Genomic DNA, 16,272 nt, shown 5'->3' on the forward strand with positions numbered 1-16,272 from the left:
AAAGCCGACTAGATGCAGCTAGGTTATTTGGTAACACTCGGAGACAGTTCATTAGACATCGGGGATGCTATCTCCGGTGAGGTCATCTACTTTGAGGCAGATTCAGTAATTGGTACCGGAAGCTGGACCTGGTCGGGATTTATTGGTGACACTTACTACACCAATGAAACTGAGCCTGGCACCTACACTTTGGGCACCGACGGAAATGTCTATTTCACTTCGGACTTTGGCCCAGTGAAAACCCTGGATGCCGGCATCAGCACAACGGTTCCGATCTATACCGACGACGATGAAGAAATTGACGGCACCATCGGGGACGATCTGATCGATGAGGATTACACGGATGCCGATGGCGACCAGATCGACAACGCAAATGGCGGCGGTGCCTCCGGCAATGATGACACAGTCTTGGCCGGAGCAGGGAACGACACCGTCTTGGCTGGTGACGGCGCTGATTCCGTACTGGGAGGGGCCGGCAACGACTCTCTGTCTGGCGGCGCAGGCAGCGACACATTACAAGGCGGCGAAGGTGCCGACACCCTGGATGGCGGCCTGGGCAACGACAATTTGTTTGGCGGGAGTGGCCTGGACAGTATCGACGGCGGCGACGGCAACGATCTCATCTACGGCGACACAAATCAGCTTTCTGATCTCAGCCCAACAGCGGTGACGATCAACGACTCGAATGTAACAGATACTGGCAATGGCTACAGCGTCACAGCCACCGGCATCGGTGGTGGCGCAGCGAGCCTTGACTACTTCGGTAGCGGGTTTGGTGTCGCTGGAGCCATTACCGACAGTGACAGTGCGGTCACCGCCCAAATCGGCTATGATACCGCCACTGGTGAATCTGAAGCGCTTATTGTCGATCTGGATCAACCTGTTGATGAAATCACTTTTGGTGTCGAGCACCTTTATACTGATACTTTCGGAGAGGTCGGCCACTGGGCCGTCTATGACAACGGCGTTCTGGTTGCCGAAGGCGATTTCACCGAAGATGCCCTGGGCAGCGGCGCTGCTTCCGTGTCCATCAGTGGGGTCGGAGATTTCGACCAACTGGTTCTGACAGCCAATATGCAAACTGACCTGACCGATGGCTCGGACTACATGGTCACGGATATCCAGTTTACCCTTCCCGTTGTGACAGCCGAAGCAGGGGATGACTCACTTTCTGGTGGGGCCGGTGATGACACTCTCTTTGGCGAGGCCGGCAACGACACTTTGGAGGGCGGCACCGGAAGTGACTCTCTGGATGGCGGCAGTGGCACAGACTACCTCTTGGTCGGAGAAGGCGATACGGCCTTCGGCGGCTTCGACAAAGATACGTTTTCACTCACCGATACCGGAGAGGCAGGCTCTGCCAGCATCACCATTGATGGCGGTGAGGGCGGCACCGATTTTGACACGCTGGACTTCAATGGGCTCCTTGATCCGGGCTCTCTGAACATCACATCCACCAGCGATGATGGCACTATGAGCGGAACCGCGACACTGCTAGACGGTTCAACAGTAAACTTCACCAATATCGAAAACATTGTCTGCTTTGTCGCTGGCACTCGGATTTCCACCGCTTCAGGTGCAGTGCCGATCGAGGAGCTGGTTCAGGGGGATCTGGTACTGACGCGCGACAATGGCTTTCAACCCGTGCGCTGGGTCGGCAAAACCACAGTTCCCGCGATGGGAGACTGGGCACCGATCCGCATTGCAGCAGGCACACTTGGTACCAGCCGGGATCTATGGGTTTCGCCGCAGCACCGCATGTTGCTGACCGGGCCGACAACCCGCATGTTGTTTGACACCAACGAAGTTCTGTCTGCCGCGCAGCATCTGATCAATGACCACAGCATTCGCCGCCAACCCGGTGGCAGCGTCACCTATGTGCATTTGCTGCTGGAGCAGCACGAAATAATCTATGCCGAAAACTGCCCGACCGAGAGCTTCTTTCCCGGCGATCAAGCGCTTGAAGCCCTTGGCCCTCCGGCCCTGTTCAGTCTGTTTGACTGCATGCCAGAACTGCGCGGCCATCCAGAAAGTTTTGGCCCCACAGCGAGACTCTGCCTGACACGTCCAGAAACGCAGGCCCTGATCGCCTAGGAAACGGCCCCCAAAGAGCCTCATTCTCTGGCCAAGTGCGCTAGTACTGCCCACCAGAGGTAATCGTCCCAAAAGTGGCCTTTGGCCCCAGAACGGCAGTGCCACCGCTTGAGGTCGTCACCTGGCGTCCCGATTGCTGCACCTCTTCCAGCAGCGGCAGATCAGATCCCATGGCAAAACCACCGTCAAAAGCAAGGCCAAAGATGGGCTCGGCCCCGTCACGGAAATATTCAGCCACCACATAGGCGCCCGAAGCGCTGTTGGGGAGCCGTGCGCCAGTATAGCGGTCGATCTTGATGAAATGGCCGCCTTCGGGCACTTCAAAGGGTCCGCCACCAAATTTCTCTGTGGCCACCTTCATGAACTGTTGGAACACAGGGCCACACATGGTGCCGCCATAGGCGCCCCGCCCCATTGGGCGCGGCTGGTCAAATCCCATGTAGCAGCCGGCAACGATGTTGGAGGTGAAACCGACAAACCAGACATCGCGGGAATCATTGGTGGTCCCGGTCTTGCCTGCCGTTGGCACTGGCAGGTTGATCACACTGGAGGCCGTGCCGCGATCCACCACGCCCTTCATCATCGAGCTGAGCTGATACGCAGTGATCGGGTCCATCACCTGTTCCCGGTTGGTGTCGATACGCGGAGACTGCCCCGCTGGCAGTCCCGGCGCGGAACAATCCACACAGTCGCGATCATCATGGCGATAGATGGTCCGCCCATAGCGGTCCTGCACCCGGTCCACCAGAGTCGGCTGCACCCTCTCGCCGCCATTGGCAAACATCGCATAGGCCGCCACCATCTTGTAGAGTGTGGTTTCCTCGGCCCCTAGCGAGTTCGCCAGGAAGGCCCCCATATTGTTGTAAACGCCAAAACGTTCGGCGTAGCCCGCAACAACCGGCATGCCGACCTCCTGGGCCAGACGAATGGTCATCAGGTTCCGCGACTGCTCAATGCCTGTCCGCAGAGGCGTTGGGCCATAGAATTTGTTCGACGAGTTCTTGGGGCGCCACAGCCCCTGGGGTGTGTTGATCTCAATCGGGGCGTCAATAACGATGGTCGCCGGGCTATAGCCACTGTCCAGCGCTGCGGCATAGACAAAGGGCTTAAAGCTGGAGCCCGGCTGGCGCTGTGCCTGGGTGGCCCGGTTGAACACCGAATGCTGATAGGAGAACCCGCCCTGCATGGCCAGAACCCGGCCGGTGTTCACGTCCATCGCCACAAAGCCGCCCTGAACCTCTGGCACCTGACGCAGGGACCAATGCCTGAGACTGCCGTCATCTGCGGTGACAGCGCGCACGTGAACCACAGCCCCACGGGTGATATTATCCTTGAAGCTGCCCTTCATCCATTTGATGTCATCGCGCGGCACCTGGCCAGTGCCGGTTTGTCCCTCAACACCAACGACGAGGGCCTTGTCACCGACCTCCAGCGCAACCGCCGGATACCATTTGCCACCCAGCGTGATATCACGCGGCACTTCGGCCTCTGCCAGGGCTTCACGCCAGCTGGGCTCATCCCCAAGCACCGCCTCTTCAAGGCTCACGCCTGTGCCGATCCAAATCCCGCGCGAGCGATCATATTTCTGCAGCCCTGTGCGCAGTGCATCGGCGGCCTCGGTCTGCATCTCAGCGTCAATGGTCGCGCGCACCGACAAGCCGCCGGTAAAGAACTCGCCCTCGCCGAAATCTTCGGAGAGCTGGCGACGGATTTCATCCGAGAAATAGTCGCGCGGCGGCAATGTGGTGCGGAAGCTGGGGAAATCACCATTCTGGACCGAGCGCAGCGGCTGCTGGATCTCGACCTTATAGACCGCCTCGGAGATATAGCCGTTTTCAAACATCTCGCGCAGCACATAGTCTCGCCGCTCGGTTAGGCGCTCCTTGCCGCGCACCGGGTGGAACTTGCCCGGCGCCTTGGGCATCGAGGCCAGAGTGGCAGCCTCATGGGGGGCCAGCTCCCCCAGGGTTTTGTTGAAATAGCTCTGCGCCGCAGCCGTCACCCCGTAAGAGTTCTGGCCAAGGAAAATCTCATTGAGATAGAGCTCAAGGATCTGATCCTTGCTCAGGGTCTCCTCCAGCCGGGTGGCGAGGATGATCTCTTTGATTTTTCGTGCCGCTTTGCGGTCGCCCGACAGCAGGAAGTTCTTCATCACCTGCTGGGTGATTGTCGAGGCCCCGCGAACGTTATCCCCGCGCGAACGCACCGCCTCAACTGCGGCGGCTGCGATACCACGGGCATCATAGCCCTTGTGGGAGTAAAAGTTCTTGTCTTCCGCCGAGATGAAGGCCTGTTTCACCATATCCGGGATGTCGGCGGAGGGGGTGAACAGGCGCCGTTCCTTGGCAAATTCATCAATCATTCGTCCCTCACCGGAATAGATCCGGCTGATGGTCGGCGGCTGATACTGCGACAAGGATTCATGGCTGGGAAGATCGCGCCCATAGATCCAGAAAATCGCCCCTAGTGTCAGCGCCACCATGGCAATGCCCAGGGTCACGGTGCTGAAGATGGAACCAAAGAAGGAAAGAATAAACCTGAGCACGGATGGGAGCCTTTCTCGCGGGGTGTCGCCTATATAGGAGGGCAAAGGCCCGGGGTCAAAAGCGGAAACAGCGGAAAGATGCCGCCAAAGGGGGAAAAACACCGTGCAATGCCCCGGTGATCTGAGGCTTTCCCTCAAAATACCGGCAAACCGTGGAATCAAAGCCCTCTCTCAAAGGCTTCCGCATCCGCCGCTTGCTCAGGTGAAGGGCACTTGGGCTATTGGCGTATCAGGGCCCGGCGTGCCTCGTCCTCGATGCGCCAGTCAATCAGCCCCTTCAGCAAGGCGGTGGCCGTTTGTCGACGCCACTCGGGATCTTGCAGATTGGCCAGATCACGGGCACTGGACATAAAACCGATCTCGACCAGAACCGATGGAATATCGGCCGATTTCAACACCGAGAACCCGGCTGACCGCAATGGTTTGCGATTGACTGGCCTGCCCTGCAGCTTCAGCCCGGCAACCAAGGCCCGTGCAAGGGCTTCACTACGCGGCTGGGTTTCCTGGCGTGCCAGATCCAGCATCACCCCGGCAACCAGATCATCTGTATGGCTGAGGTCGGTACCAGACAAAAGATCTGCACGATCATGGCGCTCTGCCAGGCTGGCCGAGGCCGCATCACTGGCCTCTTGTGACAGGGTATAAACGGTGGAGCCATGCGCATGACCCTGGGTGAGCGAATCCGCGTGCAGAGAAATAAACAGGTCAGCCCCGGCCTGATGGGCCAGTGCGGTGCGGCGTTCCAAGGAGACAAAGTAATCGCCATCGCGGGTGACCTGCACGGCAAATTGACCCGAACGCACCAGGATCTCGCCCAGCTCCAGCGCAAACTGCAACATCAGGTCTTTCTCTACCACGCCACCTTCGGCCTGGGCACCTGGATCAATGCCGCCATGGCCCGGATCCAGCACCACCAGGAGAGGCGCGTTTTCATCCCGTTGCGGCGCTACATTCAGCGCCTGCGGCGCGGGCAGATCCCAACGCATATCCTGTGGAGCTCCGGCGGCCCTGGCAAAGTCCTCTGGCGTGCTGGGGTGCAATGCCACCTTGAGCAAGGCAGCTGCCGTCACCGGATCGACCTCCAGCGCTGCTGCCTCGACAGCCATTGGCCCGGCGAGCTCCAGAACCATCCGCGACCATCCCGGCACATAGGTGCCAAACTGCACAGATGTGACGGACTCGCCGGTCAAAAACTCATCCGGGCTGAGGCCTGCCCAGTCGACTTCTAGAAAATCCAACACCAATCGCGCGGGCCCATCCAGAGTAAACAGGCGGTATGGCACCCCTTGGCTCAGCCCCAGCTGGATCTCAGCGCCTTTGCCCGCATCCTTGACCCGAGACATTTCGCCGTTGACCCGGGCCAGACCGCTGAATTCCTGCGCCGAGGCAACAGCGCCTATGAGGCAAAGCCCAGCCAGCCACAGGGCCGTCACCATTGCGTTTAATCTGCCCATGTCCTGCCCTGCCCTGTTCTTTGCTTATGGTCTTGTTGCTACCCTAGCCGCCGAAGGCCGCAGATCAAACAGGCGGCCGACCTGTTTGCCACTTTACGCCCAGTGTTCAGCCACGGGCCGCCATAAACTGTTTGAGCCGCGACAGGCCCTCCTCAATATCTGCGGTGCCGCGTGCGTAGGAAAACCGCAGCGTGGTGGCACCACGGATGGGGTCAAAATCCAGCCCCGGCGTCACCGCCACACCCGCCTTTTCAAGGATTTCTGCGGCAAAGCTGCGGCTATCCGAAGTCAGATCCGACACATCGGCATAGACGTAAAAGGCCCCGTCCGGCGGCGCGATCTTGTCAAAGCCGGCAGCGGGCAGCCCCTCGAGCATCAGCTGGCGATTGCGGGCATAAACCGCGAGGTTCTCGCGCATCTCATCCTGACAATCCAGCGCCGCCAGGGCAGCAACCTGGCTGGCATGTGGGGCACAGATGAACATGTTCTGCGCCAGACGCTCGATCACCCGTACCTGATCTTCGGGCACCACCATCCAGCCTACCCGCCAGCCGGTCATCGAAAAGAACTTGGAAAAGGAGTTGATGACGTAGCAGTCATCCGTCAGCTCCAGAGCGGTCACCGCCTTTGCCTCATACTCCAGCCCGTGATAAATTTCATCCGAGATGAACGATGCATTCTGCGCCCGCGCCGCATCAATCAGCTGCCCCATGGCCGCATGGTCCAGCATTGTTCCGGTAGGGTTGCCCGGCGAGGCCACCATCAGCCCGGCCAGATCCAGCCCTTCCAGATCTGCGGCCACCGGTTGCAGCCGGTTTTCCGGTGCGGTTTGAATATCAACCGGGGTCAGCCCCAGTGCCGACAGGATCTGACGATAAGAGGGATACCCCGGCGCGCCGATGCCAACCCGGTCACCGCTGTCAAACAGGGCGGTAAAACCAAGCAGGAAGGCGCCGGACGAGCCCGGCGTCACCACCACCCGGTTCGGGTTCAGGTCGACATTGTACCATTCCCCGTAGAGCTGCGCGATCCGTTGCCGCAGCGCTGGCAGCCCCAGGGCCACTGTATAGCCCAAGCTATTGTTTTCCAGCGCATCCGCCAGGGCACGCCGCGCCGCCATCGGCGCACCGGTAGAAGGCTGGCCGACTTCCATATGGATAATGTGACGGCCCTGCTCTTCCGCTTGGCGTGCAGCTTCCATCACATCCATCACAATGAAGGGATCGACGTTTGATCTGCTTGAGTTTCGCATGATGATCTCCCATGGTGCGCGCATGACTTTTGACCGTTTCTCTCGGCTGGCGTCAATCCCGGCCGTGGTGTTTTGCCTGCTTGTCTATACCGCTACCTGTGTTCAGGCGGCGTCGATCACGCTGTTGCGGGACGCGGGTGTCGAACAGGGGCTGTCAAAGTTGGCCGCGCCGGTCTTGCGGGCTGCCGGGTTGAATGCAAAACGCCTGCGCATTCTGGTGGTCAATGATTCACGGTTTAACGCCTTTGTCTTGGACAGCCGCACGATTTTTATCAACTACGGCCTGATCCTAAAGGCCAGAAATCCAGAAATGCTGCAGGCGGTGATCGCACATGAGGCCGCCCATATTTCCAATGGCCACCTGGCCCGACGCATGCAAAACCAGCGCTCGGCAGGATCCGCAGCCGGGCTGGGCCTTGCGCTGGCCGCCCTCGCAGCTGCTGCGGGCGCCAGCGAGGCCGCAGGCGGGATCGCGATAGGCACCCAGACATCTGCTTTGCGTGGGTTTTTATCCCATACCCGCGCCGAAGAATCCTCAGCCGATCGCGCCGCTGCGCGGTATCTCAAGGCTGCAGGTATTGACCCACAGGGGCTGGTCGATCTGCACAGGCTTTTTGCGGGCCAAGAAGTGCTGAGCGCCGCAAACCAGGATCCCTACATGCGCTCGCACCCTTTGAGCCGCGACCGGATCCGTGCCGCCGAAGCCTTTGCCACCTCGCATGGTCGCAGTGGGGCAACTGACCCGCAGGCCAACTATTGGTTTGCTCGCATTCGTGGCACGCTCTCAGCCTTTAAACGCTCTCCGAAATGGAGCCTGCGCCGGGCCAAAGAAGAAACCCACCGGGATATCCGCCTGATGCGCGAAGCCATTGCCTATCATCGGCGCAATGACCTGCAAAAAGCACTGCGCGGCATTGATGGTGCCTTGGCAATCCGACCCAATGATGCCTTCTATCACGAGCTCAAAGGTCAGATCTTGTTTGAAAACCGCCGCTGGGCCCAGGCAAAGAACAGTTTTGCCCGCGCCGTTCAGCTGGCGCCCTCCGACTCTCTGGTTCTGGCCAACTATGGGCGCGCACAATTGGCCGCAGGCGCACCAGGTGCTGCGCTCAGAACAATGGAAAAGTCCCGCACACTGGATTTTCGCAATGCACTGGTCCTGCGGGATATGTCACAGGCCTATGCCAAGACCGGTCAAAACGGTATGGCAGCCTTGGTGACCGCCGAACGCTACGCTCTTGCCGGGCGTTTTGAAGACGCAGGCCTTCACGCAAAACGTGCCGTCGCACTGTTGCCACGTGGCTCTGCCACCTGGCGCCGCGCCCAGGACGTTGTGTTGGCCTATGAACAAAGTCAAAAAAGGAAAAGACGATGAAACCTCTTTCGCGCATGGCCACAGGGCTCGCAACTGCAGCGGCGCTCACATTGAGCAGTCTTCCGGCACAGGCCTTTGATGTTGGCGCAATGACCGCAGAGGAACGCGCCGCCTTTGGGGCGGAAGTCCGCGCCTATCTGATGCAGCACCCAGAGGTGATCCTGGAGGCGGTAAACCTGCTGGAACAGCAACAGGCCGCAGATGAGGCCAACCGGGACCAGGCCATGGTCGCCGCCAATCTGGAAGAGCTGCACAACGATGGCTATTCCTGGGTCGGCGGCAACCCTGAGGGCGACATTACCCTGGTTGAGTTTATGGACTACCGCTGTGGCTATTGCCGCAAAGCCGCACCAGAGGTGGCCAAGCTCCTGGAAGCAGACGGGAATATCCGGCTCATCGTCAAAGAGTTCCCCATTCTGGGAGAGGCCTCGGTCTTTGCCTCCCGCTTTGCGGTTGCTGCAAAACACGTGGCAGGGGATGAGGCCTACAAACAGATCCATGAGGCCCTGGTGGAAATCACCAGCGACGTAAACGAAGTCACCATGCGCCGTCTGGCGGATGGGCTGTCGCTCGACGCCGATGCGATTTTGGCAGCAATGGATTCAGAGGCGGTCACAAATGAGCTGCGCCGCACCCGTGCTCTGGCGCAGAACCTGGCGATCTCTGGCACCCCGACCTTTGTTTTGGGCAACGAGCTGCTGCGCGGCTACCTGCCGGCCGATCAGCTGAAAATTCTGGTGGACGAGCAGCGCGAAGAAAACAGCTGATCCAATTACCCGTATTCGAAAAACAAGGGCGCCAACATTGGCGCCCTTTATTATTTAGCCGCGCTTTAAGGCGCTGATCAGCCCTCGGCCTCCAAGGCCTCTTTGGCGTCGATTTCAGCGGCCTTTTTCTCCACCTCTTCGACAATATGGTCCACCATGGCCTCATTGCTCATCTTGTGGCTGGCCTTGCCTGCAAGATAGACCATGCCCGATCCGGCACCGCCGCCGGTAAAGCCAACATCGGTCATCAGCGCCTCGCCAGGGCCATTCACCACACAGCCGATGATCGACAGGCTCAGCGGCGTGTGGATATGGGCCAGACGCTCCTCTAGCGCTTCAACCGTCTTGATCACATCAAACCCCTGCCGCGCGCAGGAGGGGCACGAAATGATATTGACGCCGCGATGGCGCAGCCCAAGGGATTTGAGGATCTCAAAGCCAACCTTGACCTCCTCAACCGGATCCGCCGAGAGGCTGACCCGCAGGGTGTCACCAATGCCCATCCACAAAAGCTGCCCCAGCCCGATCGCGGATTTGATAGTTCCGGAAACAAAGCCTCCTGCCTCGGTCACGCCAATATGGATTGGCGCATCTGTGGCCTCGGCCAGCTGCATATAGGCGGCGGAGGTCATAAAGACATCCGAGGCCTTGAGCGAGATCTTGAAGTTGTGAAAGTCGTGATCCTGCAGGATCTTGATGTGATCCAGCCCGCTTTCCACCATGGCATCCGGACAGGGCTCTGCGTATTTGTCGAGCAGGTGCTTTTCCAGCGAGCCTGCATTGACGCCAATCCGGATAGCGCAGTCATGATCGCGCGCCGCCTTGATCACCTCGGCCACGCGTTTTTCATCACCGATATTACCTGGATTAATTCGCAGACAGGCAGCCCCAGCCTCGGCGGCCTCGATGCCGCGTTTGTAGTGAAAATGGATATCCGCGATGATTGGCACCGGGCTTTCTGCGACAATCTCTTTCAGGGCCTTTGAGGAAGCCTCATCCGGTACAGAGACCCGCACCAGATCCGCGCCAGCCTCGGCGGCGGCCTGCACCTGGGCAATGGTGGCCGCCACATCCGTGGTTATCGTGTTGGTCATGGTCTGAACCGCAATTGGCGCATCGCCACCAACGGCCACGTTCCCGACATGGATCTGGCGGCTCTTGCGGCGCTCGATATTGCGCCAGGGGCGAATGTGATTCATCGACATGCAGGCTGATCCCGGTTGACCCTCGTTGCCAGTTAGATACGGTCTCTGCACTGGCGCTGCAATGGGGCGGGGCAGCTTGCCACCCCCAACAGAGAGGTTTTCTTTGGGTCGTCAACAAGCAAAGCCCCCAATCAGGGAGCTTTCATCAATACCTGCTTGATATGAGATTTATTCGGAGGCGGGTTGTGTTTGCAGAGCCGCAACCATGGTGGCCAAGGCACTGTTTTTCCCATCAGTCAAATCAGCGACTTCAAAACGCTCCAACACGCCATCCACTGACAGGTCGACATTCTTGCTCACCTGGCCGCGATCACCAACAGGGCCAAAATGATTGCCATTGACGGCAAAGTAGATCGCGCCGCTCTCACCTGTGCGCAATTTTGGCGCCTCTTCGGTCAGCGGAACCGAGAAACTGTCGCCTGCATTCATGATCGCCTCAAAAATGACGGAACCATCTGCCGCAGTGACCTGCACCCAGGAGGGGCGCACGGCGACCATTTCAACACCAGGGGACACCGCTTCAACAACCTGCGGCACCAGTCCCGAAGGCTCTGCCAAGGGAGCACTCGCCTCAGCGAGGGTCAGGCTGGGCAATTCAGGCACGGCAAAATTGCCAAGGCTACCGGGGTTCAGCGTTGCGATAGGCGCATCGCGCGCAACCAGTACCGGCACATCAAGTGCCTGTGGGCGATACAGACGATCCAGCGCTGCTGTCGCGATATCTGTCTCATTGGCGGCATCGGCCTGCGCGCCAGTGCTGCGCGCAACGCCTTGCAACGGATCAACATCGGCCAGAACCAGCGGCGTTTGCTCAACAGGGGCAAACTGCACCTGCTGCACTTCTTTTAGGATGCTCAAGCCGCCATAGCCAATCCCTGCGATCAACCCTACCAAAACCATCAACGACCCAATGGCACGTGGCTCAATCTGTGAGAGCATGCCGCTCGCGGCAGGAGCAAAAGGCGTTGTTGGCGCGGTAAAGGCACCGCTGCCCAAACCACCGGTTGCGGTCACAGGCGCTGCAGCCACCTTACGCGAGGAGGCCTCGGAAGACATGCCATGGGCCACAGCAAAGCCGCTTTCGCGGCAGAAGGTGTCAAAGGCAATTTCGGGATCCATGTTCAGATAGCGGGCGTAAGAACGCACATACCCGGCGATAAAACCGGGCGTGTCAAAAACAGAAGGATCGGAATTTTCAATTGCAGCGATGTAGGAGGCCTTGATGCGGAGCTCACGTTGCACATCCAGCAGGGATTTCCCCAAGGTGGCCCGTTCGCCGCGCATCATGTCACCGAGGCGCAGTTCATAGTCATCGAAGCTCTTGGGAGCAGAGGATTCCTCGTGCTCCTTCGACTTGCGCAAAGTGAGGCGCCTAATCATGCCCGCTGTCCCATCATAGCCTGCCGCAATCGACATCAATCGGTACTAAACGAATCACCCCATGATTCGCCCGAACCTTTTCATTAAGGGAAATATAACACACTCAACTGTTTTGAACACAAAACTGTGCGCTAACCCGCCAATTCGGCACGATTCAGCGCACAATGCGACCAGAGACTGTCCATCGCCTGCACCAGATGGTCGATCTCGGAGGGGCCATGTACTGGTGATGGTGTAAACCGCAGCCGTTCTGTGCCGCGAGGGACGGTTGGGTAGTTGATCGGCTGCACGTAGAGGCCGAACTCCGACAGGAGCATATCGCTGAGCTTTTTGGTGTGGACTGGGTCGCCCACCATTACAGGAACAATATGGCTGCCATGATCAATGATCGGCAGGCCCAGACCTTTCAGGCGCAGTTTCAGAACCTTGGCCAGCTCTTGGTGCTTTTCGCGCAGCTCTGGGTGGTCTTTGAGATAGGCAACAGAGGCCGCGGCACCCGCTGCAACCGCAGGGGAGAGCGAGGTCGTGAAGATGAAACCAGGCGCATAGGAGCGGATTGCGTCACACATCTTGGGCGAGGCGGCGATATAGCCGCCCATCACCCCATAGGCCTTGGCCAATGTGCCGTTGATGATATCAATACGATGGGCCAGATTATCCCGCTCGGTCACCCCACCACCACGCGGACCATAGAGCCCGACAGCATGGACCTCATCGAGATAGGTCAGCGCACCAAATTCATCGGCCAGATCACAGATTTCCTTAATCGGGCCAAAATCGCCATCCATCGAATAGACCGATTCAAAGGCAATCAGCTTTGGCGCCGCCGGATCGTCTGCTTCCAGCAGTTCACGCAGATGCGCTACATCATTGTGGCGGAACACCCGCTTGGCTCCGCCGTTGCGACGCACCCCTTCAATCATTGAGGCATGGTTCAGCGCATCCGAATAGATGATCAGGCCAGGGAACAGCTTGGGTAGGGTCGAAAGCGTTGCATCATTGGCAATATAGGCCGAGGTGAACAGCAGCGCGGCCTCTTTGCCATGCAGGTCCGCCAGTTCCGCCTCAAGACGTTTGTGATAGACTGTGGTGCCGGAAATATTACGGGTGCCGCCGGAGCCCGCTCCGGTGGCATCGATTGCCTCGTGCATGGCCTGCAAAACAACCGGGTTCTGGCCCATGCCGAGGTAGTCATTGCCACACCAGACCGTAATCTCCTGAGTGCTGCCATCGGGGCGGGTCCAGACCGCATGAGGAAACTGGCCGTTTTTACGCTCGATGTCGATAAAGGTGCGATAGCGCCCCTCTTCGTGAAGACGATCAATGGCGGCATCGAGTTTCGCGGAATAGTCCACCGGCTTCTCCATAGCTATCTTGGGGGCCCAACGTCAGGCACCACAGGCTGTGTATCTGTCACGCAGTTTTCGGGTCATAAACCCATTCACATTCATGAATGAGTAACAAATGTGCGCGCTCTGATCAACCGGATACGCGCCTCACACCCTCACAACTTTGATACAGGTCAAATAGACCTATAGCAAAAGCACGGCAAGAAGCCCTGCGTCCTCTTTGGCGCCAATCGCGCCATTTGACCTGCGACAAAAGCGAAATTAGCCGCCTATTGGAAACCAAACCGCCACTGCTGCGATCTACTGCCACCCAAATCCCTACCTACAGGATCAGGCAGCATCGCGCAGATTCGTCCCGAATTACCTTGCAAAAGCGCCGCCAGGTCACCCCTGACTGAAGGGCGTTTTCTCCCTGTAGTAGATCTGGCCCCCCGCAGGGGAGGCTGATAGGGTTCCGCCAAGAAAACCATAAACCCACGATAATTTCCGGAGACCATGATGTCCCTTAACGACGTGCTAGATCGGATTGACACAGATCTTGATGCTGCAACCGAGCGCCTGCTGGAGCTTTTGCGTATCCAATCCATTTCCACCGACCCCGCCTTTAAGGCCGATTGTGACAAGGCAGCCGACTGGCTGGTCGAGGACCTCAACAGCATCGGCATCAAGGCCGAGAAACGCGTGACCCCCGGCCATCCCATGGTCGTGGGCCATGTTGGCGAAGAAAACACCGATGCACCACATGTGCTGTTTTACGGCCACTACGATGTGCAACCCGTCGATCCGCTGAACCTCTGGGATACCCCGCCATTTGAGCCCCAGCTGGAAGAGACCGAACAGGGCACCGTGATCCGTGGTCGCGGCTCATCAGATGACAAGGGCCAGCTGATGACCTTTGTCGAGGCCTGTCGTGCCTGGAAGACCATCCATGGCTCCCTGCCCTGCCGCATCACCTTCTTCTTTGAAGGCGAAGAAGAGAGCGGCTCCCCGTCCCTGATCCCGTTCATGGAAGAACATGCGGCAGAGCTGAAAGCGGATTTTGCCCTGATCTGTGACACCTCGATGGTCTCTCGCGGCGTGCCCTCGATTGCCTCGCAGCTGCGCGGCATGCTCAAGGAGGAGTTCACCTTGGTTGGCCCCAAGATCGACCTGCACTCCGGGCATTACGGCGGCCCCGGCCTTAACCCGCTGCGCGAACTCTCCCGGATCATTGCTTCGCTTTATGACGAAGAGAGCGGCGCCGTTGCTGTCGAAGGGTTCTATGAAGGCGTCAGCGAAGTTCCCGCCGAACTGCTGCGCCAGTGGGAGGCCTCGGGTTTTGACGCCAAGGATTACCTCGACACCGCCGGCTACACCCAAGCCCATGGCGAAAAGAAATACTCCATTCTTGAGCAGCAATGGGCCCGCCCAACCCTGGAAGTGAACGGCCTTTGGGGTGGCTACAACGGCGCCGGCTCCAAAACCGTCATCCCTTCTGAGGCGCATTGCAAGATCACCTGCCGCCTGGTGGGCGACATGGACCCGGATGCGCTGCAGGCCAAAATCCGCGCCCATATCGAGGCGCAGCTGAAACCCGACTGCAAAGTGGTCTGGGACAATGACAAAGAAGGCTCCAGGGCCTCGGTGATGGATATCACCCGCCCCGAGTTTGAGAAGGCCCGCCATGCCCTCTCCGACGAATGGAACCGCGAAGCCGTGTTCTGCGGCATGGGGGGATCAATCCCAATCGCCGGGTTCTTCAAGTCCATCCTGGGCATGGAATCGATGCTGATTGGCTATGCCAATGACGATGACGCCATCCATTCGCCCAACGAGAAGTATGACCTCAAGAGTTTCCACAAGGGCATGCGCTCCTGGGCACGTATTCTGGACGCCCTGACCAAACAGTAATCTCCACGGGAGGAGCCCGCTGAATTTTGGGCCCCTCCCAGCACCTAAGCCCCCTAACGGGACAGCGCCCCAAGTTTGCGCGCATTGAGCGCAAAAGTGAACTTTCTTTAGAATTGCTTATCAAATTTTCGCGATACTGCTGCTAACGCGCTGTCTATTGCGATTGGAGATGAGTAATGCCGCAAAGTAAGTTCAAACGCCCAGCTGGTTTTGAGGGCACCCAAAGCGATCCTGAAGAAAGCTACCGTGCCGGCTACCAGCACGGCGTTCGGGTCATGCTGCGGCACTTGGAATCCGAGCAAAGCCTGGACATGGAGCGCCTGACCAAATGGGTCAATGGTGACCTGACCTCCTGGCGTCACGATGTTCAGGCAGAACCAGTCCCTCCAGCCCCTTAAAGGTGCTCCCCCTATACAGGCAGGCAAAATTGGTCGGCCCTTATCCTAGCGCACTGTCAGCCGATAGTGCGCTATTTTTTTCTGATCCGAGAACCCGGGACTGCCATGACAGAATGTAGGTTTAGGATTTGGTTGGTAAGTTCAGAAAAGTGGCGCGGTTGACGGGGCTCGAACCCGCGACCCCCGGCGTGACAGGCCGGTACTCTAACCAGCTGAGCTACAACCGCGCATCTTTGCCTTTTCAGGCTGCCCCTCAGGGCGACAAAAAGAAAGTGGCGCGGTTGACGGGGCTCGAACCCGCGACCCCCGGCGTGACAGGCCGGTACTCTAACCAGCTGAGCTACAACCGCGCATTTTCTTCTACTGTGGCTTTCACCACATCCCCATCCGGAGCGGAATTTGGTATGCCCAAATCAGGCAGGCAGTGGCGCGGTTGACGGGGCTCGAACCCGCGACCCCCGGCGTGACAGGCCGGTACTCTAACCAGCTGAGCTACAACCGCGTGCTGCCCATCCAGCGTCGCTGCTGAATGTTGGGCTGTAATATTCCCAGTGCTCGGGGAT

Annotated in this window: 11 protein-coding genes and 3 tRNA genes; 5 read left to right on the plus strand and 9 right to left on the minus strand. The window is 58.7% G+C overall.

What is annotated here, in order from left to right; all coding sequences use genetic code 11:
- Window positions 1–12: 12 nt before the first annotated feature.
- The gene (locus ED661_RS22350; RefSeq protein WP_122073906.1) at window positions 13–2,094 is read left to right on the plus strand and encodes a Hint domain-containing protein; all 2,082 of its coding nucleotides are present in this window, start codon (window positions 13–15) and stop codon (window positions 2,092–2,094) included.
- Between the two features lie 40 nt (window positions 2,095–2,134).
- On the opposite strand, the gene ED661_RS10875 is transcribed toward ED661_RS22350, so the two are convergent.
- The 3 genes from ED661_RS10875 to ED661_RS10885 form a co-directional block, all read right to left on the minus strand.
- A complete protein-coding gene (locus ED661_RS10875) occupies window positions 2,135–4,639 on the minus strand; it encodes a penicillin-binding protein 1A (RefSeq protein ID WP_122073907.1) in 2,505 nt (834 codons plus the stop codon).
- A gap of 218 nt (window positions 4,640–4,857) precedes the next feature.
- Entirely contained in the window at window positions 4,858–6,093 is a 1,236-nt protein-coding gene (locus ED661_RS10880) for an N-acetylmuramoyl-L-alanine amidase (protein ID WP_122073908.1), read from the minus strand.
- Between the two features lie 106 nt (window positions 6,094–6,199).
- Window positions 6,200–7,345, minus strand: a complete 1,146-nt coding sequence (locus ED661_RS10885) for a pyridoxal phosphate-dependent aminotransferase (RefSeq protein WP_122073909.1) — start codon at window positions 7,343–7,345, stop codon at window positions 6,200–6,202.
- Here ED661_RS10885 and ED661_RS10890 point away from each other — a divergent pair.
- Together ED661_RS10890 and ED661_RS10895 are read left to right on the plus strand one after the other, a co-directional pair.
- A complete protein-coding gene (locus ED661_RS10890; protein ID WP_122073910.1) occupies window positions 7,344–8,720 on the plus strand; it encodes a M48 family metalloprotease in 1,377 nt (458 codons plus the stop codon). The two genes, ED661_RS10885 and ED661_RS10890, sit on opposite strands and share 2 nt — an antisense overlap.
- A complete protein-coding gene (locus ED661_RS10895) occupies window positions 8,717–9,487 on the plus strand; it encodes a DsbA family protein (RefSeq protein ID WP_122073911.1) in 771 nt (256 codons plus the stop codon). The genes ED661_RS10890 and ED661_RS10895 overlap by 4 nt, the downstream gene beginning before the upstream one ends.
- 77 nt (window positions 9,488–9,564) lie before the next feature.
- Here the strand turns inward: ED661_RS10895 and ispG are convergent, their stop codons facing one another.
- The 3 genes from ispG to hemA all read right to left on the minus strand — a co-directional run bounded on the left by ispG (window position 9,565) and on the right by hemA (window position 13,427).
- Window positions 9,565–10,692: a flavodoxin-dependent (E)-4-hydroxy-3-methylbut-2-enyl-diphosphate synthase gene (gene ispG, locus ED661_RS10900; protein WP_122073912.1), complete on the minus strand. Its 1,128-nt coding sequence runs from the start codon at window positions 10,690–10,692 to the stop codon at window positions 9,565–9,567.
- 168 nt (window positions 10,693–10,860) lie between these two features.
- Complete coding sequence (locus tag ED661_RS10905) at window positions 10,861–12,072, minus strand: RodZ domain-containing protein (protein ID WP_122074112.1); 1,212 nt, start codon at window positions 12,070–12,072, stop codon at window positions 10,861–10,863.
- Window positions 12,073–12,203: 131 nt separating this feature from the next.
- Entirely contained in the window at window positions 12,204–13,427 is a 1,224-nt protein-coding gene (gene hemA / locus ED661_RS10910; RefSeq protein WP_122073913.1) for a 5-aminolevulinate synthase, read from the minus strand.
- Between the two features lie 492 nt (window positions 13,428–13,919).
- Between hemA and ED661_RS10915 the strand changes: the two genes are divergently transcribed.
- Window positions 13,920–15,311: a M20/M25/M40 family metallo-hydrolase gene (locus ED661_RS10915; RefSeq protein WP_122073914.1), complete on the plus strand. Its 1,392-nt coding sequence runs from the start codon at window positions 13,920–13,922 to the stop codon at window positions 15,309–15,311.
- Window positions 15,312–15,487: 176 nt separating this feature from the next.
- On the plus strand, window positions 15,488–15,709 hold the full coding sequence (locus ED661_RS10920; RefSeq protein ID WP_122073915.1) for a hypothetical protein: 222 nt from the start codon (window positions 15,488–15,490) through the stop codon (window positions 15,707–15,709).
- Between the two features lie 150 nt (window positions 15,710–15,859).
- On the opposite strand, the gene ED661_RS10925 is transcribed toward ED661_RS10920, so the two are convergent.
- The 3 genes from ED661_RS10925 to ED661_RS10935 all read right to left on the minus strand — a co-directional run bounded on the left by ED661_RS10925 (window position 15,860) and on the right by ED661_RS10935 (window position 16,211).
- Window positions 15,860–15,936 (minus strand) — tRNA-Asp (locus ED661_RS10925).
- Window positions 15,937–15,982: 46 nt separating this feature from the next.
- Window positions 15,983–16,059: transfer RNA gene (locus tag ED661_RS10930), tRNA-Asp, on the minus strand.
- Between the two features lie 75 nt (window positions 16,060–16,134).
- Window positions 16,135–16,211 (minus strand) — tRNA-Asp (locus ED661_RS10935).
- Between the last annotated feature and the right edge of the window lie 61 nt (window positions 16,212–16,272).

It is taken from the genome of Pseudophaeobacter sp. EL27 (genome assembly GCF_900313025.1).
Classification (GTDB): Bacteria; Pseudomonadota; Alphaproteobacteria; order Rhodobacterales; family Rhodobacteraceae; genus Pseudophaeobacter.